The sequence below is a fragment of the Desulfofundulus australicus DSM 11792 genome (assembly GCF_900129285.1).
Taxonomy (GTDB): domain Bacteria; phylum Bacillota; class Desulfotomaculia; order Desulfotomaculales; family Desulfovirgulaceae; genus Desulfofundulus; species Desulfofundulus australicus.
This window is the reverse complement of the sequence record NZ_FQUW01000032.1, coordinates 1-23,715: the sequence shown is the minus strand read 5'-3', so window position 1 is coordinate 23,715 and position 23,715 is coordinate 1. Positions and strand designations below refer to the sequence as shown.

At 59.2% G+C, this 23,715-nt stretch carries 19 protein-coding genes and 1 rRNA gene; 19 read left to right on the top strand and 1 reads right to left on the bottom strand.

Annotated features, from left to right (window positions below):
* Positions 1–257: 257 nt before the first annotated feature.
* The 16 genes from infC (at position 258) to BUB44_RS11550 (ending at position 18,080) form a co-directional block, all read left to right on the top strand.
* Positions 258–824, top strand: a complete 567-nt coding sequence (gene infC / locus BUB44_RS11625; RefSeq protein ID WP_242655968.1) for a translation initiation factor IF-3 — start codon at positions 258–260, stop codon at positions 822–824.
* A gap of 16 nt (positions 825–840) precedes the next feature.
* Positions 841–1,035, top strand: coding sequence for a 50S ribosomal protein L35 (gene rpmI, locus BUB44_RS11620; RefSeq protein ID WP_073166529.1), 195 nt, complete (start codon positions 841–843; stop codon positions 1,033–1,035).
* A 29-nt stretch (positions 1,036–1,064) separates the two neighbouring features.
* Positions 1,065–1,424, top strand: coding sequence for a 50S ribosomal protein L20 (rplT, locus tag BUB44_RS11615; protein WP_027356933.1), 360 nt, complete (start codon positions 1,065–1,067; stop codon positions 1,422–1,424).
* Between the two features lie 154 nt (positions 1,425–1,578).
* Entirely contained in the window at positions 1,579–2,940 is a 1,362-nt protein-coding gene (locus tag BUB44_RS11610; protein ID WP_073166526.1) for a TrkH family potassium uptake protein, read from the top strand.
* A 17-nt stretch (positions 2,941–2,957) separates the two neighbouring features.
* The gene (locus tag BUB44_RS11605; protein WP_027356931.1) at positions 2,958–3,608 is read left to right on the top strand and encodes a potassium channel family protein; all 651 of its coding nucleotides are present in this window, start codon (positions 2,958–2,960) and stop codon (positions 3,606–3,608) included.
* Complete coding sequence (locus BUB44_RS11600) at positions 3,605–4,420, top strand: TrmH family RNA methyltransferase (protein WP_207545656.1); 816 nt, start codon at positions 3,605–3,607, stop codon at positions 4,418–4,420. The genes BUB44_RS11605 and BUB44_RS11600 overlap by 4 nt, the downstream gene beginning before the upstream one ends.
* A 124-nt stretch (positions 4,421–4,544) precedes the next feature.
* A complete protein-coding gene (locus BUB44_RS15140; protein WP_072868310.1) occupies positions 4,545–4,637 on the top strand; it encodes a YqzL family protein in 93 nt (30 codons plus the stop codon).
* A 233-nt stretch (positions 4,638–4,870) separates the two neighbouring features.
* On the top strand, positions 4,871–5,872 hold the full coding sequence (gene pheS, locus BUB44_RS11590; protein ID WP_423219794.1) for a phenylalanine--tRNA ligase subunit alpha: 1,002 nt from the start codon (positions 4,871–4,873) through the stop codon (positions 5,870–5,872).
* A gap of 22 nt (positions 5,873–5,894) precedes the next feature.
* A complete protein-coding gene (gene pheT, locus BUB44_RS11585) occupies positions 5,895–8,321 on the top strand; it encodes a phenylalanine--tRNA ligase subunit beta (RefSeq protein WP_073166520.1) in 2,427 nt (808 codons plus the stop codon).
* Positions 8,322–8,642: 321 nt separating this feature from the next.
* Positions 8,643–8,906, top strand: a complete 264-nt coding sequence (locus BUB44_RS11580; RefSeq protein ID WP_027356927.1) for a cell division protein ZapA — start codon at positions 8,643–8,645, stop codon at positions 8,904–8,906.
* Between the two features lie 278 nt (positions 8,907–9,184).
* Positions 9,185–10,963 carry a DNA polymerase/3'-5' exonuclease PolX gene (gene polX, locus BUB44_RS11575; protein ID WP_073166518.1) on the top strand — a complete coding sequence of 593 codons (1,779 nt, stop codon included), beginning with the start codon at positions 9,185–9,187 and terminating at the stop codon, positions 10,961–10,963.
* Positions 10,944–11,543, top strand: coding sequence for a DNA-3-methyladenine glycosylase (locus BUB44_RS11570; protein WP_073166516.1), 600 nt, complete (start codon positions 10,944–10,946; stop codon positions 11,541–11,543). Before polX ends, BUB44_RS11570 begins: the two co-directional genes overlap by 20 nt.
* A 35-nt stretch (positions 11,544–11,578) precedes the next feature.
* Positions 11,579–12,001: a secondary thiamine-phosphate synthase enzyme YjbQ gene (locus tag BUB44_RS11565; protein ID WP_073166513.1), complete on the top strand. Its 423-nt coding sequence runs from the start codon at positions 11,579–11,581 to the stop codon at positions 11,999–12,001.
* A gap of 2 nt (positions 12,002–12,003) precedes the next feature.
* Complete coding sequence (locus tag BUB44_RS11560; protein WP_073166511.1) at positions 12,004–12,960, top strand: Nif3-like dinuclear metal center hexameric protein; 957 nt, start codon at positions 12,004–12,006, stop codon at positions 12,958–12,960.
* A 19-nt stretch (positions 12,961–12,979) separates the two neighbouring features.
* Positions 12,980–15,532 (top strand): U32 family peptidase, encoded by a 2,553-nt coding sequence (locus BUB44_RS11555; RefSeq protein ID WP_073166508.1) that lies wholly within the window; start codon positions 12,980–12,982, stop codon positions 15,530–15,532.
* A 187-nt stretch (positions 15,533–15,719) separates the two neighbouring features.
* Positions 15,720–18,080, top strand: coding sequence for an endonuclease MutS2 (locus tag BUB44_RS11550; protein WP_073166506.1), 2,361 nt, complete (start codon positions 15,720–15,722; stop codon positions 18,078–18,080).
* 38 nt (positions 18,081–18,118) lie between these two features.
* Here BUB44_RS11550 and BUB44_RS11545 read toward each other — a convergent pair whose 3' ends face one another.
* Positions 18,119–20,455: a transglycosylase domain-containing protein gene (locus BUB44_RS11545; RefSeq protein ID WP_073166503.1), complete on the bottom strand. Its 2,337-nt coding sequence runs from the start codon at positions 20,453–20,455 to the stop codon at positions 18,119–18,121.
* 280 nt (positions 20,456–20,735) lie between these two features.
* Between BUB44_RS11545 and tyrS the strand changes: the two genes are divergently transcribed.
* From tyrS to BUB44_RS11525, 3 genes are all read left to right on the top strand, one after another.
* Positions 20,736–21,956 (top strand): tyrosine--tRNA ligase, encoded by a 1,221-nt coding sequence (gene tyrS, locus BUB44_RS11540; protein WP_073166553.1) that lies wholly within the window; start codon positions 20,736–20,738, stop codon positions 21,954–21,956.
* Positions 21,957–22,381: 425 nt separating this feature from the next.
* Complete coding sequence (gene yunB / locus BUB44_RS11530; RefSeq protein ID WP_073166497.1) at positions 22,382–23,053, top strand: sporulation protein YunB; 672 nt, start codon at positions 22,382–22,384, stop codon at positions 23,051–23,053.
* Positions 23,054–23,472: 419 nt separating this feature from the next.
* Positions 23,473–23,715 (top strand): 16S ribosomal RNA (locus tag BUB44_RS11525); the annotation flags it as partial.

The following is a 23,715-nucleotide window of genomic DNA, read 5'->3' as shown; positions in this document are numbered from 1 at the left end:
TGGAAAGTGGGGATAACTCAGTTTCCTCAGTTTTCCCGCCCCTTGACGGGGGAGTTTTAACCATGATATAATTGCGGGGATAAAATTACCTGTCAAGAAGAAGCCATCCGCTTCTCACCCCATGACGCCACAGTACGGGCTGTCTCGGGGTTTTTATGATATGATTTTTATCATTGCTGTTTTAAAGCGGGTGGGATGCGCCCGTTTTTGTTTTTATCAAGTCCAGGAGGTGCATAAATATTACCAAAAATTTCCGGGTGAATGAGGAGATTCGGGCCAGGGAAGTAAGAGTGGTTGACCCGTCGGGTAACCAGCTGGGGATTATGCCTTTAAGAGAAGCCCTGCGGCTGGCCGAGGAACACCAGCTGGATCTGGTGGAAATTGCCCCCCAGGCAAGGCCTCCGGTATGCCGGCTTATGGACTACGGCAAGTATAAGTACGAGCAAAGCAAGCGGGAAAAAGAGGCCAGGAAAAAGCAGCGCGTTATTAACATCAAGGAAGTTAAACTGCGGCCGAGTATTGAAGAACACGATTTTCAGGTCAAGGTCAGGAATGCCGCCCGGTTTTTAAAAGAGGGCGATAAAGTTAAGGCCACCATAATGTTCCGCGGGCGGGAAATTATGCATACCCAGCTCGGCCACCAGCTTTTATTACGCCTGGCCGAGCAGGTCAAGGACTTATCCATAATTGAAAGGCAGCCCAGGCTGGAAGGGAAGAATATGGTTATGATCCTGGCCCCGCGGCAGGATATAAAACCGGAAAGCAAGCAGGAAAGCAAGCAGGAAACCAGGCAGGAAATACAGCAGGAAGCTTATCAGGAATAGAAAGGAGTGGCATCCCTTGCCTAAAATCAAAACCCACCGTGGTGCTGCAAAACGGTTTAAGAAAACCGGCACCGGAAAAGTAAAACGCATGCATGCTTTTCACAGCCACTTGCTGGGCAAGAAGTCGGCCCGGCGCAAGCGCCGGCTGGCTCAGGCTGCCCTGGTTAGCAATGCTGATATGAAAAGGCTCAAGAAACTGCTTCCCTATTAGAGGCAACATTATTCGAGGAGGAGACGATTATGCCACGCGTTAAAAGCAGTGTGGTTTCCCGTAGAAGGCACAAAAAAATACTCAAGCTGGCCAGAGGTTACCGGGGAGCGAAAAGCAAGCTCTACCGGATAGCCAGGCAGCAGGTTATGAAATCCCTGGCCTATGCCTACCGCGATCGCCGGGCCAGAAAGAGGGATTTCCGCAAGTTGTGGATTGCCCGTATAAATGCAGCCGCCCGGATGAACGGCATTACCTACAGCCGCCTGATGAACGGCCTGCGCAAGGCGGGGGTGGAAATCAACCGCAAAATGCTGGCCGATCTGGCCGTCAATGATGCCCGGGCCTTTGGGCAGCTGGTTGAAGTGGCCAAATCAAAGATTGGCTCCTGACTCAGTGATCCAGCGGTAAATTTAATTTCCGTGGTATAAACTAAGCATGGTGGCAACCATGCTTTTAGTTTTTTGTAGACTTTTTACCGGCATCTTTCTATAATATCTCTTATGGATGCACCGGTTTGGAGAAACCATACGGGAAGGTCAATTTATGAAGCTAAATTTTAAAGTGCGGCTGGATAACCTTAAGGGCTTTCCCTTAAATCTCACCCCCCCTCAGGTGCTGGTGCTGGGGTTCGCGCTGGTCATCCTGACCGGCGCTCTGTTGCTCATGCTGCCCGTATCCAGCCGCTCCGGAGAAGCTACGGATTTTCTCACCGCCCTGTTCACGGCCACTTCGGCGGTCTGCGTGACCGGTCTGGTGGTGGTGGATACGGGTACCTACTGGTCTACCTTCGGGCAGGCGGTAATCCTGGGCCTTATACAAATTGGCGGGCTGGGCTTCATGAGTATGGCCACCTTCTTTTTTATCCTCATGGGCAGGCGTATCGGTCTTAAGGAGCGCCTGATCATCCAGGAATCTTTGAATCAGCTGCGGGTGGCCGGTGTGGTCCGGCTGGTGCGGGCTGTTCTCCTGTTTACTTTTCTTACCGAAGGTTTTTTTGCCCTGGTACTTTCCCTGCGGTTTTATTTTGATTACGGTTTTCCCCGCTGCTTATGGATGGGTCTTTTCCATGCCGTTTCCGCCTTTAATAACGCCGGTTTTGATATTATTGGCGGTTTTAGAAGCCTTACCGGCTATGTAAGCGACCCGGTGGTTACCATTTCCATAACCACCCTCATTATCCTGGGGGGACTGGGGTTTGCCACGGTTATAGAGCTCTTCAACTACCCGCGCACCCGGCGCCTTTCCCTGCATACCAGGCTTGTGCTCCGGGTAACGGCTGCGCTCATTATCGGCGGCACCCTGGTTTTCGGCCTGCTGGAGTGGGGGCATATTCTGCGTGATTTACCTTTGTCCGGGAAAATCCTGGCCTCCTATTTTCAGGCGGTCACCCCCCGCACAGCGGGCTTTAACTCTGTGGATATCGGGCACTTAAATGCAGCAACCCAGTTTTTCATAATTATTTTGATGTTTATCGGGGCTTCTCCCGGTTCCACCGGCGGGGGGATTAAAACCACCACCTTTGCCCTTTTGGGGATCACCCTGTGGTCTTTAGGTCGGGGGAAGGAGGATGTGGAGTTATTCCGACGCCGCATCCCGCCGTGGCAGGTCTACAAGGCCCTGTCGGTGGCCCTGTGGTCTATATTCCTGGTGATTACGGTTACCCTGGTGTTATGCATAACGGAAGGCGGTAATTTCCTGGCCGTTTTGTTTGAAACCGTTTCGGCCTTTGGCACGGTTGGCCTGAGCATGGGGATAACCCCGCACCTGTCTTCCGCGGGACGGGTGGCCATTATTCTGACCATGTTTGCCGGGCGCCTGGGCCCCCTGACCCTGGCCTATGCCTTCGCCCAGCGCCGGCGCAGGACAGGTATCCGTTATCCTGAAGAAAAAATCATGGTGGGGTAGGGGTGGTCGGATAAAAGATGAAACAGTTTGCTGTTATCGGTCTGGGGCGTTTTGGCTCCAGCGTGGCCAGGACCCTGGCACGTATGGGTTACGATGTCCTGGCGGTGGATACCAATGAGGAGCGGGTTAACGCCATTACCGACGAGGTTACCTATGCCGTCTGTGTGGATGCCATGGATGAACAGGCCTTGAAATCCCTGGGCCTGCGCAATTTCGATGTGGTCATTGTGGCCATCGGCCAGGATGTGCAGTCCAGCATTCTGGTCACCGTGATGCTCAAGGAAATGGGTGTTCCCCGGGTGGTGTCCAAGGCGGTTACCGAACTTCACGGCAAGGTGTTGCAGAGGGTGGGGGCCGACATGGTGGTGTTCCCCGAACGGGATATGGGGGTGCGGCTGGCCCACGCCCTGGTCTCCAGAAATATTGTGGACCAGATCAATCTTTCTCCCGATTACAGCATTATTGAACTGATCGCTCCCCGTGAGTTTGTGGGCAAAACCCTGCAGGAATCGGCCATGCGCAGGGAATACGGTGTTACGGTGCTGGCCATCCGCCGGGGTGAGGATATTGTCATTTCCCCCGGTGCCAAACAGGTCATCAATGAAGGCGATATCCTGGTGGTCGTGGGGCGCAACGATAAACTGAGAAGCCTCGAGGATAAATTATGATCTCAAGCAAAAACAACCCGAAAATAAAATACCTGCGCCGATTGGCCCGCCGCCGGCAGCGGGAAAAAGAAGGCCATTTTCTCCTGGAAGGGGTGCGCCTGATAGAAGAGGCGCTTCGGTCCGGCTGGCCGGTTAAAATGCTTGTCTACACCCCGCCCCCGGGTGAGCGGGCCGGTGCCCTCCTTGAGCTGGCCGGGGAGCGGGGGGTGCAGCTTATGCCCGTGGACGAGGGGCTTTTCCGTGAGCTGGCCGATACCCAAACGCCCCAGGGAGTGCTGGCGGTGGTGCAAAGCCCCGGCTACACCCCGGAGGGGCTGCTTGCAGGCGGCGCTTCCCTCTTGCTGCTGGTGGATGGTGTACAGGATCCGGGCAACCTGGGCACCATGATCCGCAGTGCCAGTGCCGCCGGCGCGGGCGGGGTTCTCCTGCTTCCCGGAACGGTGGACCTGTACAACCCGAAGACCATCCGGGCCACCATGGGCTCTTTATTTCACCTGCCCGTGCTGGGCGTACGGGAAGGGGAAGAGCTGGTTGCCCGTTTGAAGGCCGCGGGTTTCCTGCTGGTGGCCGGTGTTCCCGCCGGCGGGGTTCCTCTGCCTGCCGTGGACATGACCGGCCCCACCGTCCTGGCCGTGGGCAATGAGGCCCGGGGGATTTCCCCCTGGCTGCTGCAGTATGCCGACATCCAGGCCACCATTCCCATGCCCGGCCGGGCCGAGTCCCTGAACGTGGCCATGGCGGCTTCCATTATGCTGTACGAAGTTGTGCGCCAGCGGATGGCCTGCAGCGGGGGCGGGGGCAGTTTGGAGTAAAAAATTGTCGCCGGCAACCTGCCGGGAGCCTTAATTTTTCTGGAAACTTCCTTGTTTTAAAAAAAAGCTTGTGATATAATCAACTGCGAAGGGCCCCCAGAAAAAGTGGAAAGGTCGTGGTTAAATGTTTTTAACCGCCGAGTTTTTTTGGAGACTGTTTGAAGCGACCGGTTCCATTCGCGCCTACATCCTGTACCGGAGGCTGGCTGTGCATTGAGGGATTTTGCAAGGATGCCTAAGAGTAGATAAAATATTTCACGGTCACCCCTTTCACACCAGGTTACGTTATGGGACGCATGGCGGTTTTAAATTCCCCGTTATGCACGTAAAGTTGAGGGTGTTACCGCAGGTGAGGAGAAATTCCGTCCCGAAAAAAGGGGCGGTTTTTATGTTTTGGGGGGTAAAGAAGAAAGAAAAGGAGGACCAGTCTTGGAAGAGCAGTTACATAAAATGGCAGCCGAAGCAAAAGAAGCGCTGGCCCGGGCGGACAGCCCGGAAGCCCTGGAGGAGATCCGCATCCGTTACCTGGGTAAAAAGGGCGAGCTTACCAGGGTACTGCGGGGGATGAGCGCCCTGCCGCCCGGCGAGAGGCCCAGAATTGGCCAGCTGGTCAACAGCATCCGGGAGGAACTGGAAAAACAGCTGGCCGAACGCACGGCAGAGGTGGGGGCCAGGGTCAAAAAGATGCGTCTGGCAGCCGAGAGCATCGATATAACCCTGCCCGGGACGCCCTTTTTAACGGGGAAAAAGCACCCCCTGACCACCGTCCAGGAGGAGATTGAAGAGATTTTCCTGGGGCTGGGGTTTTCCATTGCCGAGGGTCCCGAGGTGGAGCTGGACTACTACAATTTTGAGGCGCTGAACCTGCCCAAGGATCACCCGGCCCGGGACATGCAGGACTCTTTTTTCATCGGGCCCGAGGTGCTCCTGCGCACCCACACTTCCCCGGTTCAGGTGCGCACCATGGAGCGTACTGCGCCCGCGGTGCCGGTGAAAATTATTGCCCCGGGGAAGGTCTACCGGCGGGATGACGATGCCACCCACTCGCCCATGTTCCACCAGGTAGAAGGACTGGCCGTGGACCGCCGGATAACTTTTGGCGATCTGAAGGGAGTGCTGGATGTCTTTGCCCGCGAGATGTTTGGCGGGAACACCAGGACCCGTTTTCGCCCCAGTTACTTCCCCTTTACCGAGCCCAGTGCGGAGGTGGACATTTCCTGTGTTATGTGCGGCGGTAAGGGGTGCCGGGTATGCTCCCACACCGGCTGGCTGGAAATCCTGGGCTGCGGCATGGTCCACCCCCGGGTTCTGGAAATGTCCGGCTATAACTCGGCGGAGGTCAGCGGTTTTGCCTTTGGCATGGGTATAGAGCGTATTGCCATGCTCAAGTACGGCATAGATGACCTGCGCCTGTTCTTCGACAACGATTTGCGTTTCCTGGCCCAGTTTTAGTGGAAAGGAGAAGGAATAAGCATTGCGGGTTTCATTTAAATGGCTGCAGGAATACGTGGATATACCTGTTAGCCCGGCGGAACTGGCCGACCGCCTGACCATGGCCGGCCTGGCGGTGGAAGGCCTGGAGGAGCCGGGGAAAGAAATCAGCAACGTGGTTACCGGACGCATTGTGAAAATAGAGCCCCACCCCAATGCCGACAGGCTGGTGGTCTGTCTCGTTTCCACCGGGGAACCGGAGCTCAGGCAGATCGTAACCGGCGCCACCAACGTCCGGGAGGGGCACGTGGTTCCCGTGGCCCTGGAAGGGGCGCGGCTGGCCGGCGGGCTGGTAATTAAAAAGGCCCGCCTGCGGGGGGTGGAATCCCGGGGGATGCTCTGTTCCGGACAGGAACTGGGCCTTGACCCCAAAACCCTGCCTGCCGACCAGGCAAACGGCATCATGATCCTCCCCGAAGACACCCCCCTGGGGGTGGACGTGCGCCCGGTTATCGGCCTGGATGACGTTATTTTCGACCTGGACCTTACCCCCAACCGGGGCGACTGCCTGTCCATGATCGGGGTAGCCCGGGAAGTGGCCGCCCTGCTGGGGCAGCCCCTGCGCCTTCCCCGCATGGAAGTCCGGGAAATACCGGGAAGTTCCCTGGAGGGACGGGTCCGGGTGGACATTCTGGAACCCGGCCTGTGCCGGCGTTACGTGGCCCGGCTCTTCACCGGGGTAAAAGTCGGGCCTTCGCCCCTGTGGATGCAGGAACGCCTGCGGGCCGCCGGTCTGCGTCCCATCAGCAATATCGTGGATATAACCAACTATGTCATGCTGGAGCTGGGCCAGCCCCTGCATGCCTTTGACTACGACAGGTTAAAGGACGGCCATATTATTGTGCGCCGGGCCCACCCGGGGGAAACAATAGTCACCCTGGACGGTTCCCGGCGAAAGCTGGAACCTGAAATGCTGGTTATTGCTGACCCCGGTGGGGCGGTGGCTGTGGCCGGGGTCATGGGAGGCCTGGAAACCGAGGTAACGGAAAACACCACCACGGTGCTGCTGGAGTCGGCCCATTTCCACCCCACCAGCATCCGCCGTACTTCCCGGGTTCTGGGTTTGCGTTCCGAGTCCTCAACCCGCTTTGAAAAGGGCATTGACCTGGAAGGATGCCTGGCTGCCGCCAACCGGGCCGCTTCCCTGCTGGTGGAGATCGGTGCCGGGGAAGTGGTAGCCGGTGCGGTGGATAATTATCCTTCCCCGGCGGCAAAGAAGACCATCATCCTGCGCCCCGAGCGGGTGGAGTACATACTGGGGGCGGAGATCCCCCGGGAGGAAACGGCCGATCTTTTAACCCGGCTCGGTTTTAAGGTGCAGGATGCCGGCCGGGACCTGCTGGTAAATGTGCCCAGTTACCGGGTGGACATCAACCTGGAAATTGACTTGATTGAAGAAGTGGCCAGGATCTATGGTTATGATCGCATACCGGCCAGCCTGCCCTACGGGGTTACCACCCGGGGTGCGCGTACCGGGGAGCAGGCGCTGGTCAAGCGCTTGAAGGAAGTGCTGGTGGAGTGCGGTTTAACCGAGGTGATCACCTATAGCTTTGTGAGCCCCGCTGTATTCGACCGGTTCAAGGTACCTGCGGACAGCCCCCTGCGCCGGGCGCTGTCATTGCAGAACCCCCTTTCCGTGGAACAATCGATTATGCGCACCATGCTCCTGCCCGGCCTTTTAGATGTGCTGGCGCGCAATTTCCACCGGCGGGTGACCAGCGGGGCCATCTTTGAGGTGGGCCGGGTTTTCCTCCCCCGGGAGGGAGAGGCCCTTCCCGAAGAACGCCCGGTACTGGCCGCGGCGGCCATGGGTCAGGGAGCTGCGGGTTGGAACAGGCCGCCCCTGCCTCTGGATTTCTACTACCTGAAGGGAGTTCTGGAAACGCTGGCGGCCAGGCTGGGACTGCCCGGCCTGCACCTGGAAAGGGAAAGGGAAAACCCCGCTTTCCACCCCGGCCGTACCGCCCGGGTCGTGGTGGATGGGAAAACAGTGGGGGTGCTGGGAGAGCTGCACCCCGATGTGCTGGAGGAATATGAGCTGGATGCCCGGGTGTGCGCCTTTGAGCTGGATCTGGCCGCCTTGCTCGCCCTGGCCGGTGGGCCACCCCGCTACCAGCCCCTGCCCCGGTTCCCCGGCGTGAGAAGGGATCTGGCCCTGGTGGTAAGCCGGGAAGTTCCGGCGGCCGACGTGCTGCGGGTGATCCGCCGGGCCGGCGGTAACCTGCTGCGGTCGGTGGAACTGTTTGACGTCTACGAGGGTGAACAGGTGAAGGAAGGCTGCCGCAGCCTGGCATTTTCCCTGCTGTTCCAGGCCGGCGACCGCACCCTGACCGATGCGGAGGTGACCGCTCAAACCGAGGCCATATCTGCCGCCCTGGACAGGGAGCTGGGAGCTGAGCTGAGAAAGTAGACGCCCATGACGCTTTGCGTTACTGCCGTTTTGCACGGAAGCGAGCGACATTGAGCCGAGCAGATGCCAAACTTAGCAAGACCGAGAGCGGAGGCGGGGCCGAGGGCATGGATGCCCGAGGCCGGCCCCTGAGGCATGGATGCCGAATGGGCCGGGAACCCCGCCGGAGCCCGAGGTCGAGCACTAGTTTGGCCTGCGAGGCGAACGGAGCGAGCGCGTGCAAACGGCAGGCATTCACGACAGAAAAAGTTGTCGCACCGGCAGGATTTTCTCCGGTCAACGGCGAAGGAGGTAAGTATTTGAAAACCAGGGGGAACGGCTATGGGCAAGCAGGAAACCCGGGTTGAGGTGGAGATTTTTGGTGAGTACTATATTCTGAAAGGCAATGAACCGGAAGAATACCTGCGCATGCTGGCCCAGTACGTCAATAAGAAGATACGCCAGGTGATTACCCGCAACCCCCGTCTGGGGTTGTCCAAGGCAGCACTGCTCACCGCCCTGAACATTGCCGATGAGCTGATGAAACTGCAGAAAGAATACGACGAGCTGGCCGAACTTCTGGAAATGGACAGGAAAGCAAAATAGGTTTTGACCGGTAACCGTCTGCCTGCCGGGGCAGGCGGTTTTTTTGCGGCGGGGCCGGGGGTAAAAGCGCAGGCGGGATGCCTCCCCGGTGCAGCAGCTGCAGGCCGGTTTGCAGGTTTCTTTTACCGGGGTGTACTATAATTAAGGGTATATCTGCCCTGAAACCCGGGAAGGGTGCCCCTGTGCTTGTATACGGTTTGCCGGAAGAAAAGATTCCTGTTATGCTAAATATGTCTGGCAGCTAAAAATAACTGTATTTTCCTGGGGAGATACTGACCATGCAGAATATGGAAATCTCCTGGGCTTTCCGGGAGCTGGCCGATCTTCTGGAATTTGAGGGTGAAGATTTTTTCAAAATCCGGGCCTACCGCCGGGCGGCCAGGGCCATTGCCGGGCTGGAAGAGCCGGTGGAGGAAATGTACCGGCGGGGAACGCTGGCCGGGGTTCCCGGTATAGGCAAAAACATTCTGGCCAAGATAGGGGAATTGATTGCCACCGGAGAAATGAAAAAGCTGCAGGAACTCCGCCGCAAGTGGCCGCCGGGAATCCTGGAAGTGATGGCCCTGCCGGGTATTGGGCCTAAAAGAGCGCGGTTTCTGCACGAACAGCTGGGGATCACCTCCCTGGCCGAGCTGGAAGAAGCGGCCCGGGAGAAAAAGGTACGGGCCCTCAGGGGAATGGGGGTTAAAACCGAGCAGGAGATCCTGCGCAGCATCGAGCTGGTACGCAGCCGCCGGGGGCGGATTCTTCTACCCCTGGCCCGGGAAATAGCCGGCGAGGTGGCCACCTTCATTCAGGACGTTCCCGGCACCCGGAAGGTGGCGGTGGCGGGCGGGGTGCGCCGCTGGCGGGAAACGGTGGACGAGGTCCGGCTGGTGGCGGCGGCAGAGGATCCGGAGCCGCTTTTGAACGCCCTGGCCGGTTACCGCCGGGTGAGGGAAGTGCTGGAGCGGGGGGAAAACAGGATCCGGGTCCTGACCTGGTGGGGGGTGCCTGTGGAGCTGGAAGTGGCCGGGCCGGGTGCATACGGGATCACCCTTCTGCGGGCCACAGGTAGCGCCGAACACTGGCGTCAGCTGCAGGCCCTGGCCGCCAGAAGGGGCTTTTGCCTGGACGAGGTAAGGGACGGGCCCGGCAGTGAGGGGGTTGCTTCCGTCCCCCCGGTCCCCGGTGCGCCCCTGCCGCAGGAGGAAGAGGATATCTACCGCCGTCTGGGTCTGTGGCCCGTACCTCCCGAGTTGCGGGAAGGGCGGGGAGAGTTAGAGCTGTTTGCCGGGGAGAGCCCGCCCCGCCTCCTGGAAGTCCGGGACATTAAAGGCGACCTGCACGTGCACAGCGACTGGAGCGACGGGGCCAATTCCATCCTCCAGATGGTGCAGCGGGCCAGGGAGAGGGGCTACCGCTATGTGGCCATTACCGATCACTCCCGGTCTCTTACCGTGGCCCGGGGGCTGTCCCTGGAACGCCTGCAGGAGCAGCACCGCCTCATCCGGGAGCTGAACGAAAAGGAAAAGGACTTCCGCATCCTCACGGGGACAGAGGTGGATATTCTGGTCCGGGGCGGCCTTGATTTTCCCGATGAAGTCCTGGCGGGGATGGATGTGGTGGTGGCCTCGGTGCACAGTGGTTTTCGTCAGGACGAAGAGACGATGACCGGCCGGGTTTTGCAGGCCATCGAAAATGAATACGTGACCATTATCGGGCACCCCACCGGGCGCCTTCTGGGCGAGCGGGAAGCCTACGCCCTGGATTTGGAAAGGGTTATCGAGGCGGCAGCCAGGCACGGCAAGATCCTGGAGATCAACTCTTCTCCCGACCGCCTGGACCTCAACGAGCATTATGCCCGCCTGGCCAGGGACTGCGGGGTCAGGCTGGTGGTGAACACCGATGCCCACGATTTGAGGCGCCTGGATGAAATCCCCTACGGGGTAGCCGTAGCCCGCCGGGCCTGGTTGAGGCCGGAGGATGTGGTGAACACCCTGGACCTCCCGGATTTGCTGGAGCTGCTGGGTAAAAAACTTGAGGTCGGGGGATATTATGGAGGAAAAAACAGTTGATTTTTCACGGGTTCTGCCCCGCTCCTTTTATGCCCGGGATACTGTTACAGTGGCCCGGGAATTGATCGGCCACTACCTGGTTCACGAGAGCGGTGAGGGGCTGACAGCAGGCCGGATTGTAGAAACGGAAGCCTACCTGCAGGGGGATCCCGCCTGCCACGCTTCCCGGGGGATGACCCCGCGCAACCGGGTGATGTTCGGCCCGCCCGGCCACGCCTACGTTTACTTTATCTACGGCATGCATTACTGTTTTAACGTGGTCACCCGGGAGGAGGGGGTGGGTGAAGCCGTTCTCATCAGGGCCCTGGAGCCGGTGGCAGGCATTGAGCTCATGCAGGCCAGGCGGGGGCGGGAAAAACTAACCGAGCTGTGCAGCGGGCCGGCCCGGCTGGTGCAGGCCATGGGTATCACCCGTGCGCATAACGGCTGGGACCTGACCAGAAGCCCGCTCTTCCTCTGCCGGGGGGAAGGAAAACCGCTGCCCGTGGTCACTTCCACCCGTATTGGCATAAAAGAGGGTGCTGATTTACCCCTGCGTTTTTACCTGCGGGGCAGTCCTTATGTTTCCAGGCAGGGTTAAACCAAACCATACGCAACCGGGGAGGCGTCGGGAACATGAAAACGCATACCAGGTACCTCTGGTTTAATACGGAGAAGAGGCGCGAGTACATAAACATCACCCGCGAAGTAGAGGAAGCGGTACGGGAAAGCGGCATCCGGGAAGGAATGGTTCTGGTTTCTGCCATGCATATTACCGCCGGAGTCTATGTTAATGACGACGAGCCGGGTATCATCAGGGATATAGATGAGATGCTGGAGCAAATCGCCCCCTTTGGCAAGCACTACCACCATCACCGGACCGGTGAGGATAATGGGGATGCCCATTTAAAGAGCATACTGGTCCATCACCAGGTTATCGTACCGGTTACCGGGGGGAAACTGGACCTGGGACCCTGGCAGCAGATTTATTACGCCGAATTTGATGGTCGGCGCCGGAAAAGGGTGATCATTAAGGTTATGGGTGAAGGGGAGGAATAAGCATGAAGATCCGGGAAATCTACGAACTGGCCATTGCCAAAGGCATGGAAAACGACCCCCGCGGCCTGGAGGCTGTGCAGAAGTACCTGGCCCGGGAAAAAGAAAAGTACGAGAAGATGAAGGAGGAAGAAAAAGAGGAATACGACCTGGAGCGCCTGGTCAACCCCTATGATGACACCCGTATCCTGGTGGGCGACCCGGAGAGGGAAGTGCGCCGGGTGCTGGTGGGCATCGACATGGAAGTGGGGGAAGTGCTCCTGGCCGACAGGCTGGGGGAGAAGGGCCGCCCGGTGGACCTGATCCTGTCCCACCACCCGGAAGGTAAGGCCATGGCTTCCCTCCACCAGGTAATGCACCTGCAGGAAGATATACTGGCCCGCTTTGGCGTGCCCATAAATGTGGCCGAGGGAATTATGTCCTCCCGTATTGCCGAGGTCAAGCGGGCGATCATGCCCCTGAATCATAACCGGGCCGTGGATGCCGCCCGGATCCTGGGGCTGGCCTTCATGTGCGTACATACGGCCGCCGACAACATGGTGACTGCTTTTTTACAAAAGCTCATGGACGAAAAGCAGCCGGAAACGCTGGGCGATATCCTCAAGCTGCTCAAAGAGCAGCCCGAATACAGGGAAGCCGTCAAATACAAGGCCGGGCCGGCCATTGTGGTGGGTTCCAGGGAACGCCGGGCCGGCAAGATCATGGTGGATATGACCGGGGGCACCAGCGGGTCGGAAGATGCCTACGCCAGGCTGTCCCAGGCGGGCGTGGGAACGCTTCTGGTCATGCATATGGGCGAAAAACACCGCAAAGAGGCGGAAAAAAACCACATCAACGTGATCATTGCCGGCCACATGGCCAGCGATTCCCTGGGCATGAACCTGTTCCTGGACGAGCTGGAGGCCAGGGGCGTGGAAATCATCCCCTGCGCGGGGCTCTTAAGATTCAGCCGCAGGTCTTAACATTTGGAGGGAGCAGCCTTTGACCCGGTCCGCTAAACCCGAACTGCTGGCCCCGGCCGGGGACTGGGAGGCTCTGGTGGCAGCGGTACAAAACGGTGCCGACGCCGTTTACCTGGGCGGCAAACTTTTTAATGCCCGGCAGGGTGCGGCCAATTTTGACCACCGGGAGCTGCAGAGGGCGGTGGCTTACGCCCATGCCCGGGGGGTTAAGGTATACGTTACCGTCAATATCCTCCTGTCCGATGAGGAGCTGGAGGAAGCAGTCCGCTTCCTCCATTTTCTCCAACAGGCCGGGGCCGACGGCGTGATTGTGCAGGATCTCGGCCTGGCAGCCATGGCCCGGCAGGTGCTTCCCGAGTTGCCCCTGCATGCCAGCACCCAGATGACCGTGCATAACCGCGGAGGGGTGGAAAAACTCCTGTCCCTCGGCTTCCAGCGGGTGGTGCTGGCCCGGGAAATGAGCCTGCAGGAAATCAGGGAGATAAAAGAAAAAACCGGGGCCGAACTGGAGGTTTTCATCCACGGTGCCCTGTGCATCTGTTACTCCGGCCAGTGTCTTTTGTCCAGCATGATCGGCGGGCGCAGCGGCAACCGGGGACGCTGTGCCCAGCCCTGCCGCCTGCGCTATACCCTGGTGGATGAGAAGGGGCGTCCCCTGGTGGACCCCCGGGATGTTGGGGAATACCTGCTCAGCCCGCGGGATCTCAACCTTTCCGGGCACCTGCCCGACCTCATCGGGGCCGGGATAAACTCCTTTAAAATTGAAGGGCGCATGAAAAGGCCGGAGTACGTGGCCACGGTGGTGCGGATTTACCGCACGCTCATTGACCGGGCCCTGCAGGAGAACTTCTACATCACACCGGAAGAGGCCAGGGATCTGGCCCAGATCTTCAACCGGGACTTCACCACCGGTTATTATTACGGGCGGCCGGGCTACGAGCTGATGAGCTACAAGCGGCCCAACAACCGGGGGCTGTTCCTGGGCCGGGTGGTGCGCTACCACTCCCGCACCGGGCGGGCGGAAGTGGCCCTGGAAGAGCCTCTACGGGTGGGTGACGGGGTGGAGGTCTGGGTGAGCCGGGGCGGCCGGGTGGGTGTGGAAGTGCACTCTATCCGGGAAAGGGGGCGGGAAGTGGAAGAGGCTCCCGCCGGTGCAGTGGTGGAAATTCCCCTGCCCCGCGAAGTGCGGCCCCAGGACCGCCTTTTTAAGACCCATGATGCCGCTCTGGTGGAACGGGCCCGGGCCACCTTTGCTTCGCCCCGGGAGGTACGCAAGTTCCCGGTAACCTTTTATGTCCGGGTGCGGCAGGGGGAGCCGGTGCAGGTGCGGGTGGAGGATGATACCGGCTGCAGCGGATGGGGTACCGGGCATACCCCCGCAGTGCCGGCAGTTAAAAGACCCCTGACCCCGGACTTTTTAAAGGGCCAGCTTGACCGCCTGGGGAATACCCCTTTTGTATTAAAGGACGTGCACTTCGAACTGGACGAAAATGTAATTGTACCCGTGGGGGAAATTAACGAGGCCCGCCGCCGGGCCATTGAAGAACTGGAGGCGGCCAGGAGCGAAGCGGCCCGGCCGGCTCCCCCTCTGCCGGATGACACCTTTACCCGGAGGCTGGCGCAAGCCCGGCTGCAGCTGGCGGTCCGGGACCTGCCCCCGGAGTGGTCCCCCGGCGGGGAACCCTTGATATCCATAGCGGTTACCGACCTGGAATCCCTGGAAGCAGCCGTTGGCGCCGGGGTGGACCGGGTTTATTTCGGAGGGGAAAGTTTCCGCTCCGGCCCCCCCGTGGGAGAGGAAGAAATCCGCCGGGGAGTGGAAATATGCCGGGAGCACGGGGTTTCCTTCGTTCTCTCCACCCCCCGTATAATCCATGACCCGGAGATGAACGTAATATTCCGGCGGCTGGAACTGGCCTCGGAGCTCCCGGTGCAGGGCGTCCTGGTGGGGAACCTGGGATTACTTGAACCGGTAAGGCGTGCCGGCCTGCCCCTTTATACCGACCTGGCTTTTAATGTCTTTAACCTCCGCACTGCCGCCTGGCTTCTGGGACAGGGCGCCGTACAACTGGCCCTTTCCCCGGAATTAACCCTGGGTCAGGTGGCCGGCCTGGTGAAGGGGGGCCGGTTTGCCGCGGAGGTCCTGGTTCAGGGGGCAGTGGAATTGATGGTTTCCCGCTACTGCGCCCCGGGCAGCCTGCTGGGCGGACTGGCGCCCGGCCGCAACTGCGCCGGTCCCTGCCGGGGCAGGCGCTGTGCCCTCAAAGACCGGGTGGGAGCTGTTTTCCCGCTGGAGATGGACCAGTTTTGCCGCATGCACCTGTTTAATTCCCGGGATCTCTGCCTGGTGGACGAGGTGCACAGGCTTGCCGAAATCGGGGTGGCCTCGCTGCGCATTGATGCCCGGGGGCGGGGGGCGGAATACGCCCGGGCCACCGTAAAGGCGTACCGCCGGGCCCTCTCCCTGAATCCGGCCGTGGATGGCGGTGAACTTTCCCGCCTGCGGGATCGCCTGCAGCAGTACAGTCCCGCCGGCCTCACCAGGGGCCATTTTTACCGGGGGGTGGAATAACCCCCCTTAACTTTTAAGTTGACACCCATGACGCTTTCAGTCACCAAGAGAAGTTGAAACTCGCTGCCGTTCTGCACGTAAGCGAGCGACATTGAGCCGAGCAGATGCCAAACTTAGCAAGACCTTAACCTTTATTTTCCAGGGTGCAATTAACTGGCTGAAGTGCTATGATAATAGGGGATCAACTATGGATGAGCGCACATTAAAACGCCTGGAATACGATAAAGTGCTGGAACACCTGGCCCGGTACACCATTTCTTCCCTGGGCCGGGAAAGGGTACTTTCCCTGCGCCCGGTTACCGACCGGCAGGCCATTCAAACCTGGCAGGCCGAGACCACCCAGGCCAGGGAACTCCTGCGCCTGGAGCCCGGTGCTGATTTTGGCGGGTGGCACGATATTCGCCGCCAGCTGCAGAGGGCCGTCCAGGGGGCCGTGCTGGAGCCGCAGGAGCTCTTTGAAACGGGCCAGACCCTGGGAGCCCTGCAGAGGATCAGGAAGTTTTTTGCCGGGCGTGCGGGGCGCTATCCCCTGCTGGAAGAAATAGCCTTCAAGATTGGCAATTTCAGCGAGCTGGAAAGGAAAATTAAAAAAGCCATCCTGCCCGGGGGTGAGATTGCCGACGACGCTTCCCCGGTGCTTTCCAGCATCCGGCGCCGGCTCCTGCGCGCCCAGCAGCAGGTCAGGGAGTTGCTGGAAAGTATCATCCGTTCTCCCGCCTACCAGAAGTACCTTCAGGACCCGATAGTGACCATCCGGGAAGGGCGCTACGTAGTGCCTGTGAAACAGGAATACCGGTCCCAGGTTCCGGGCATAATCCACGACCAGTCGGCCAGCGGCGCCACCCTTTTTATTGAACCCATGGCCGTGGTGGAAAGCAATAATGAGGTGCGCCGCCTTCAGGTGATGGAAAAACAGGAAATCGAGAGGATTCTGGGGGAACTTTCCCGGGCTGTCGCGGCGAGGGGTGAGGAGCTGGCTCAGTCCCTGGAGGCCCTGGGGCAGCTGGATTTTATCCTGGCCCGGGCCCGTTACAGCGAGCACCTGGACGCTGTGGAACCCCGGCTGCTTCCGGCTCCCAGGCTGAACCTGCGCCAGGCCCGGCACCCGTTGCTTACCGGCGAGGTAGTTCCCATCTCGGTTCACCTGGGTTACCAGTTTGACACCCTGGTGATCACCGGGCCCAATACCGGCGGGAAAACCGTAACTTTAAAGACCATCGGTCTTTTAGCCCTGATGGCCCAGTCGGGCCTGCACATCCCCGTGGCCGAAGGCAGTGAACTGGGTGTTTTTAACGCCATCTTTGCCGACATCGGGGATGAACAGAGCATTGAACAATCGCTGAGCACTTTCTCCTCTCACCTTACCAATATTGTGGGCATTTTAAACCAGGCCGGGCCGGGCAGCCTGGTGCTCCTGGATGAACTGGGAGCCGGTACCGACCCGGATGAAGGGGCGGCCCTGGCGCAGGCCATCCTGGAGAGGTTGCATGAAATGGGCGCCAGGACCGTGGCCACAACGCACTACAGCCAGTTGAAGAACTTTGCCTTTACCCGGGAGCGGGTGGAAAACGCCAGCGTGGAATTTGACGCCGTTACCCTGAAGCCCACCTACCGGCTGCTGATTGGCAAACCCGGCGCGAGCAATGCCTTTGAGATTGCCCGCAGGCTGGGCCTGGCTCCGGATGTGGTTGAGCGGGCCAGGAGCTTTATGACCGTGGAACAGGTGCAGGTGGCCGACCTCATGCAGCAGCTGGAGCGGGCCCGCCAGCAGGCTGAACGGGAGCTGGAAGAAGCCAGGCGGGTCAGGGAAGAAGCCGAAGAACTGCGGGCCCGTTACCGGGCTCTGAAGGAGGAGCTGGCTGCCCGGCGGGAGAGCCTCCTGTCCCGGGCGCGGGAAGAAGCCAGGCTGCTTGTAAAAAGGGCCCGGCAGGAGGCGGAGGAGGCCATTAAGGAACTGCGGGCACGCCTGGCCGATGAAGCGGCCAGGGTGCGGGAAGAGGCCATTCGCGAGGCCAGGGAGAAGCTGGCGGGGATGCAGGAGCGCCTGCAGCCGGAGCCTGCCGCTTCCGCTCCCCCGGGAGCGGGGGCGGTTCCCAAAACGGTAAGCGTGGGCCAGACGGTCTTCCTGCCCCGATTCAACCAGACGGGTACTGTGGTGGCCCCGCCGGAGGATGGAGAAGTACAGGTCCAGGTAGGCATGATTAAAATCAATGTTCCGCTGGGGGAACTGCGCCTGCCCGCGGGGGAGGAAAGTTTCCGGGGAGAGGTAAGGGTATCTGCGCTGATGGAGGATAAAGTACGCTCCATTTCCACCCGGCTCGACCTGCGGGGCCTGCGGGCCGAGGAAGCGCTGCAGGAAGTGGAAAAATACCTGGATGATGCCACCCTGGCCGGTTTGTCCCGGGTTATCCTGGTGCACGGCAAGGGAACCGGCGCCTTACGGACGGCCATCCAGCAGCGGTTGAAAACAGACCGGCGCGTGAAGTCCTTCCGCCTGGGCGAACACGGCGAAGGTGGTACGGGCGTTACCGTCGTGGACCTGGCTTGAAAGGGCAGGGGGCTGCCGCAGCAGCCCCCTGCCTTAACTTATTCCCGTGCCCGGGGATTTCTTGGGCCTGACAACCAGCCGGGACCGTTAATTTGTTCCCGCAGCAGCCCCACCGGCCCCTGGTCGCTGCCCGGCTGCTCCTGCTGCCCGGGAGGCGGGATTATCTCCCCGGGTTGCTCGCCGGGCTGGGCTGGCTGGTCCTGGTTTTCCGGCGGTATCGCTTCTTGCGGTGCCGTGTGCAGCGTGCAGGTTGCCGTGGGCACGCGCTGGGCGTAATCCTGGACATAGCTGGGCACGCTGTAGGGCAGTTTAATCATCACCCTGGTGATCCGTTCCGGGCAGTACTGGCTGGGAAGCAGGCCGGTGGTGGCACATACTTCCACCAGCACATGGGTGTTATCAACCCTGGTGGGAACGGTTCCCCGGGCAAAAATGTCGGTTACCAGATCGGAAGGCGGGGTGTTGGGACCCGGCAACAGCCCCGATTTTCCATCCACAGTGGCAGTGACAATTCCCTCCGGCCTGGGGAACTGGTGTACCGGTACGTCCTTGAGCGCTGCGGACATGATCTGACGCCAGATAATGGCCGGGTAGCGCCCGCCAAATTCCTGGGGCATGGCCCTGGGTTTATCATAACCAATCCATACCACTCCCACCAGTTCCGGTGTGTACCCGGCAAACCACAGATCCTTGCCCTGGTCCGAGGTACCCGTTTTGCCCGCCGCCGGCCGGCCTATCCGGGCGTTGGTGCCGGTACCCCTTTCGATAACCGTTTTCAGCATATCCGTGATCAGATAGGCGGTGGTGGCTTTCATGGCCCGGACCGGTTTGGGCTGGTATTCGTAGAGGACATTGCCGCTGGCATCCTCCACCCGGGTGATGGCTGTGGGTTCCAGATAAATACCCTGGTTGGCGAAAGCGCCGTAGGCGGCAGCCATCTGCAGGGGGGTGACGCCTTCACGCAATCCTCCCAGGGCCATACTCGGGCCGTGGGTCTGGGGGTCCAGGTTAATGCCCAGCCCCCGGGCAAACTTGATGGCGCTGGCAATTCCCACGTGCTCCATAAGTACCCTTACGGCCACCACGTTGATGGAACTGGCAATGGCGGTGCGCATGGTGACCAGCCCCCGGTAGCGTCCGTCGTAGTTCCGGGGGGAGTAATTACCGTACTTTACCGGAATATCATCGATTACCGAGGCCGGGGCCATACCTTTGTATTCAACGGCCGGACCGTAAGCTATGATTGGCTTGAAAGTTGAGCCGGGTTGCCTTCCCGGGGGCATGGTGGCCCGGTTCCATTGCAGCCGGTGGGTGTGCTCCCGGCCGCCCACAATGGCCTTGATGTACCCGGTATGGGGGTCTATGACCACCGCTGCTCCCTCGGGCTGGAGAACACCCTGGCTGTCCCTGACCGAGGCCGGGTAGTTCCGCGGGTCGGACATGGCCTTTTCCGCGGCTTCCTGGATTGCCGGGTCCAGGGTGGTGAATACGTGCAGCCCTCCTTTAAAGACCTGCTCCGTCCCGTACCTGTTCACCAGCTGCTCGGTCACGTAATCGATAAAAAAGGGGTAGGGATACTGCTGCTTGCCTCCCGGTTTGAGCATCTCTTCCAGCGGGATGGCCCTGGCCTGTGCCGCCTCTTCAGCAGTAATGAAGTTGTACTTCACCATATTGTCCAGTACCAGATCGCGCCGCTTTTTTGCCGCTTCCGGGTTGACGAAAGGATCGTAAGCACTTGGTGCCTGGATCAATCCTGCCAGGAGAGCGCCTTCGGAAAGGGTAAGGTCCCTGGCCGGCTTGTCAAAATAAGTCTCGGCGGCAGATTGAATGCCGTAGGCTCCCGCTCCGAAGTAAACCTTGTTTAAATACATTTCCAGGATTTCGTCCTTGGTATAGCGCCTTTCCGTGATGATGGCCAGGATTACCTCCTGGATTTTCCTTTTGATGGTCCGCTCCGGGGTCAGGAAGGATAGCTTGACCAGTTGCTGGGTAATGGTGCTCCCGCCTTCCTGGATGCGGCCGCCGGTGATATCCGTCCAGGCCGCCCGGATAATTCCCCGCAGGTCCACGCCGTGGTGCTGGTAAAACCGCACGTCCTCGATGGCCAGGAAAGCTTCCCGGACATGCTGGGGTATTTCTTTCAAGTCCACCGGCACGCGGTTTTCCTCGCCCACTCTGGCGACCAGCTCCCCGTTCTGGTCATAGATGGAAGTGGATGCACTGGAAAGAAGCTTTTCTTCACTCCAGGCGGGCAGGTCTTTGATGCTTATGACAACCAGACCCAGTGCGGTGACGCCGCCGGCAATTACCAGCAGCAGGATTAAAGATAAAAACAGCCGAAAGATATTTAATCTTCTTCTTTTCTTTCTGGCCAATGTACATGCCTCCTGTAGATTTTCATACCAGCATTATATCATAACTGGCATAAAAGTTTGATCCTTTCCCCCTGTCCGGGGGAATACCTATTCAGGCCCTTGATACTGAGCGGGCCGTTTGGCGGCCATGGATTTCCAGGTACGCCGGGATCCCGCCCGTGTCCGGGCCAGGCGCCGGTTTGCCTGCGGAGCGGGCGGTCCTGCATGGTTACCTTGTCAGGCAGTTCCACGTTTTGATATAATGAAGGGACGTGGAATGGTAGGAGAAGGGAGAAGAAAAATGCTCGGTGTGGAAAAACAGCTGGAGATCATTAGACGGGGTGCGGCGGAAATTATTTCCGGGGAAGAGCTGGAGCAAAAGCTCAGGCGGTCACTTTCTACGGGCCGCCCCTTGAGGGTAAAGCTGGGCCTGGACCCGACGGCTCCCGATATTCATCTCGGGCATACCGTGGTACTGCAGAAAATGCGGCAGTTTCAGGAACTGGGGCATGAGACGATTATCATTCTGGGCGATTATACAGCCCGCATAGGCGATCCCACGGGAAAGACGGAGACCCGCAAGCAGCTGAGCGAGGAAGAAGTGCAGGCCAATGCCCGGACGTACGAAAAGCAGATTTTTAAAATTTTAGATCCCGGAAAGACCAGGCTGGTGTTCAACAGCCAGTGGCTGGCCTCCCTGACCTTTGCCCAGGTTATCGAGCTGGCGGCCAAGTATACGGTTGCCCGCATGCTGGAACGGGAGGATTTTGCCCGCCGGTTCCGGGAAGGCCTGCCCATCAGCATTCACGAGTTTTTCTACCCCCTCATGCAGGGTTACGACTCGGTTGCCTTAAAGGCGGATATTGAACTCGGGGGCACGGACCAGAAGTTCAACCTGCTCATGGGCAGGACGCTGCAGAGGGAGTACGGCCAGGAGCCCCAGGTGGCCATTATGATGCCCATTCTGGAGGGCCTGGACGGGGTCCACAAGATGAGCAAGAGCCTGGGTAATTACATCGGCATTGATGAGTCGCCCCGGGAGATGTACGGGAAAACCATGTCTCTGCCCGATGAGCTGATGGTGCGTTATTTCGAGCTGGTTACACCGGTACCCCTGGAGGAGGTGCGCCGTATCGAGGCCGGCCTGGCAGACGGCAGCCTGCATCCGCGGGACGTCAAGATGCGGCTGGCCCGGGAAATAGTATCCTTCTACCACGGGGAAGAAGCGGCGTTAAGGGCCGAAGAAGAATTCAAGCGTGTCTTCCAGCAGCGTGAGCTGCCCGATGAAATTCCTGAATTCCGTATAACGCCGGACATGCTGGAAGACGGCAGCATCTGGCTGCCCCGGCTGCTCCATCAGGCCGGCCTGGTTTCCAGTACCAGCGAGGGCAGGCGGTTGATCCAGCAGGGAGGAGTCAGGGTTAACGGGGAAAGGGTTGACGACCCCAACTTTAAGCTTGTTCCGGCCGGCGGGATGATCATCCGGGCCGGGAAGCGGAAATTCTTAAGGATTATTTGCTGATAAACGGTGCAAATTAAGCCGGCCCGGTGCCGGCTTCTGATTATCTTTATGTGCCCTGGTTTTAAAGAAGGAGCGACCTGGAGTGAGCGCTGCCGGGCCAGGCCCGGGCGACGGGATGAGGCGGGGCCGCGGACCGGATGTCCGCGGAGGCCACCTGAACACAGGAAGTGTGAATGTGGCCGGTACCCGCCGAAGACCGGAGCCGGGGCCTTTTGGCCCGGCCAGCGATACGACCGGGAGCGACGACTAAAACCAGGGCACATCCCGGAAATACTTTGTCTGCAAGCTGAAGCCGGCCCGGTGCCGGCTTGATTTTTTTGGCGGGGTGTCCAGGCCGGCTTACATATAATATTTGCAGGGACAATGGTTACCGCTTATACTTTCCCGGCCGGGAGATGCCTCCCCTCGCCGAAGAGGTGATTTGCTTGTATAGAAGGCGCAAGAATTACCGGGCCTTTATTTTTCTAACCCTGATTTTTTTCCTGCTTCTGGGCCTAGTGGTTTGGATTGACCGGGTTTTACAGCCCACCATCTTTAAAATAGCCGAAACCCGGGCCGTTCAAATGGCCACCGAAACCATAAACCGGGCGGTACAGCAAAGGGTTTACAACAGCAACCTGCAGTACCAGGATTTCGTGCAGGTGCACAAGGATGCCCAGGGGCATATAGTATTAATGCAGGCCAATACCATGAGAATCAATCAGTTTGCTGCCGACGTTACCTTAATGATTCAATCTGCCCTGCAGCAGCTATCCCGGGAATCCCTGCGTATACCCCTGGGGCAGGTTACCGGTACGCAGCTGCTGGCCGGCTATGGCCCCCGCATTCCTGTTAACATTGTGCCGGTGGGCAGCGTGCGGGTTAAGGTGGATGACCGCTTTGAACAGGCTGGTATCAACCAGACGCGCCACCGCATATACCTGGATTTTAATGCCGAAGTGCGTATTGTGGTGCCACCCCGCAGCGCTACCGCACAGGTGGCCAGCCAGGTACCACTGGTGGAAAGCATTATCGTGGGCCAGGTGCCGGGCACCTTTGTCAACATTTCCGGGGGGTTGTTTGGCGGGCAGGGCGTTGGCTCTGGTAATAATCCGTAAGACGCATAAAAAGCAACCTTCCTGGAGAACATACGGGGAAAAATGCTGGCGGCAAAAACGCAAGGAGCCTGTCTTTACGATGCCCGGCCCGGCGCGCCTGGCGCTGCCGCAGTGCTGGCAGAAATTACAGGTTGATCTTTAAAAATATCTTGTGATACTATTAAAAAGCGTCGCGCCGAAAGGCGCGGAAAACTCAAAGGGAAAACCCCTTGACGAAATTGGAAAACCAATGTTAACATATTTTTAACAAGCTTGCCTCCCGGCATGAAAAAAGTGTTGACAGGAGTCGGAGAGGCGAGTAAAATACAAAAGTGTTGGTCCTTGAAAACTGAACAGGGAGGAAGCCGGGTGTGCAGCTTAAAGGGCTGGAGCATCTGGCGAGGAAGAGCGTGTGCGGGAGTGATTCTGGGACAAAGGATTGGATGGAGAGTTTGATCCTGGCTCAGGACGAACGCTGGCGGCGTGCCTAACACATGCAAGTCGAGCGGGTAACGGAGGTCGGTCATCGGAGGTCAGAAGTCAGATAAGAAGCAAGTGGCCTGAGGCCAGTTGCGACGAAAGATCTGGCATCCGATTTCCGACGGCCGACTTCCGTTGCCAGCGGCGGACGGGTGAGTAACGCGTGGATAACCTGCCCATTAGACCGGGATAACGCTGGGAAA

Excerpts from the sequence above, each read along its gene's own strand:
- rplT (WP_027356933.1), top strand. The coding sequence starts at position 1,065 with ATGCCACGCGTTAAAAGCAGTGTGGTTTCCCGTAGAAGGCACAAAAAA.
- BUB44_RS11610 (WP_073166526.1), top strand. The coding sequence starts at position 1,579 with ATGAAGCTAAATTTTAAAGTGCGGCTGGATAACCTTAAGGGCTTTCCC.
- BUB44_RS11605 (WP_027356931.1), top strand. The coding sequence starts at position 2,958 with ATGAAACAGTTTGCTGTTATCGGTCTGGGGCGTTTTGGCTCCAGCGTG.
- BUB44_RS11600 (WP_207545656.1), top strand. The coding sequence starts at position 3,605 with ATGATCTCAAGCAAAAACAACCCGAAAATAAAATACCTGCGCCGATTG.
- BUB44_RS15140 (WP_072868310.1), top strand. The coding sequence starts at position 4,545 with ATGTTTTTAACCGCCGAGTTTTTTTGGAGACTGTTTGAAGCGACCGGT.
- pheS (WP_423219794.1), top strand. The coding sequence starts at position 4,871 with ATGGCAGCCGAAGCAAAAGAAGCGCTGGCCCGGGCGGACAGCCCGGAA.
- BUB44_RS11580 (WP_027356927.1), top strand. The coding sequence starts at position 8,643 with ATGGGCAAGCAGGAAACCCGGGTTGAGGTGGAGATTTTTGGTGAGTAC.
- polX (WP_073166518.1), top strand. The coding sequence starts at position 9,185 with ATGCAGAATATGGAAATCTCCTGGGCTTTCCGGGAGCTGGCCGATCTT.
- BUB44_RS11570 (WP_073166516.1), top strand. The coding sequence starts at position 10,944 with ATGGAGGAAAAAACAGTTGATTTTTCACGGGTTCTGCCCCGCTCCTTT.
- BUB44_RS11565 (WP_073166513.1), top strand. The coding sequence starts at position 11,579 with ATGAAAACGCATACCAGGTACCTCTGGTTTAATACGGAGAAGAGGCGC.
- BUB44_RS11560 (WP_073166511.1), top strand. The coding sequence starts at position 12,004 with ATGAAGATCCGGGAAATCTACGAACTGGCCATTGCCAAAGGCATGGAA.
- BUB44_RS11550 (WP_073166506.1), top strand. The coding sequence starts at position 15,720 with ATGGATGAGCGCACATTAAAACGCCTGGAATACGATAAAGTGCTGGAA.
- tyrS (WP_073166553.1), top strand. The coding sequence starts at position 20,736 with ATGCTCGGTGTGGAAAAACAGCTGGAGATCATTAGACGGGGTGCGGCG.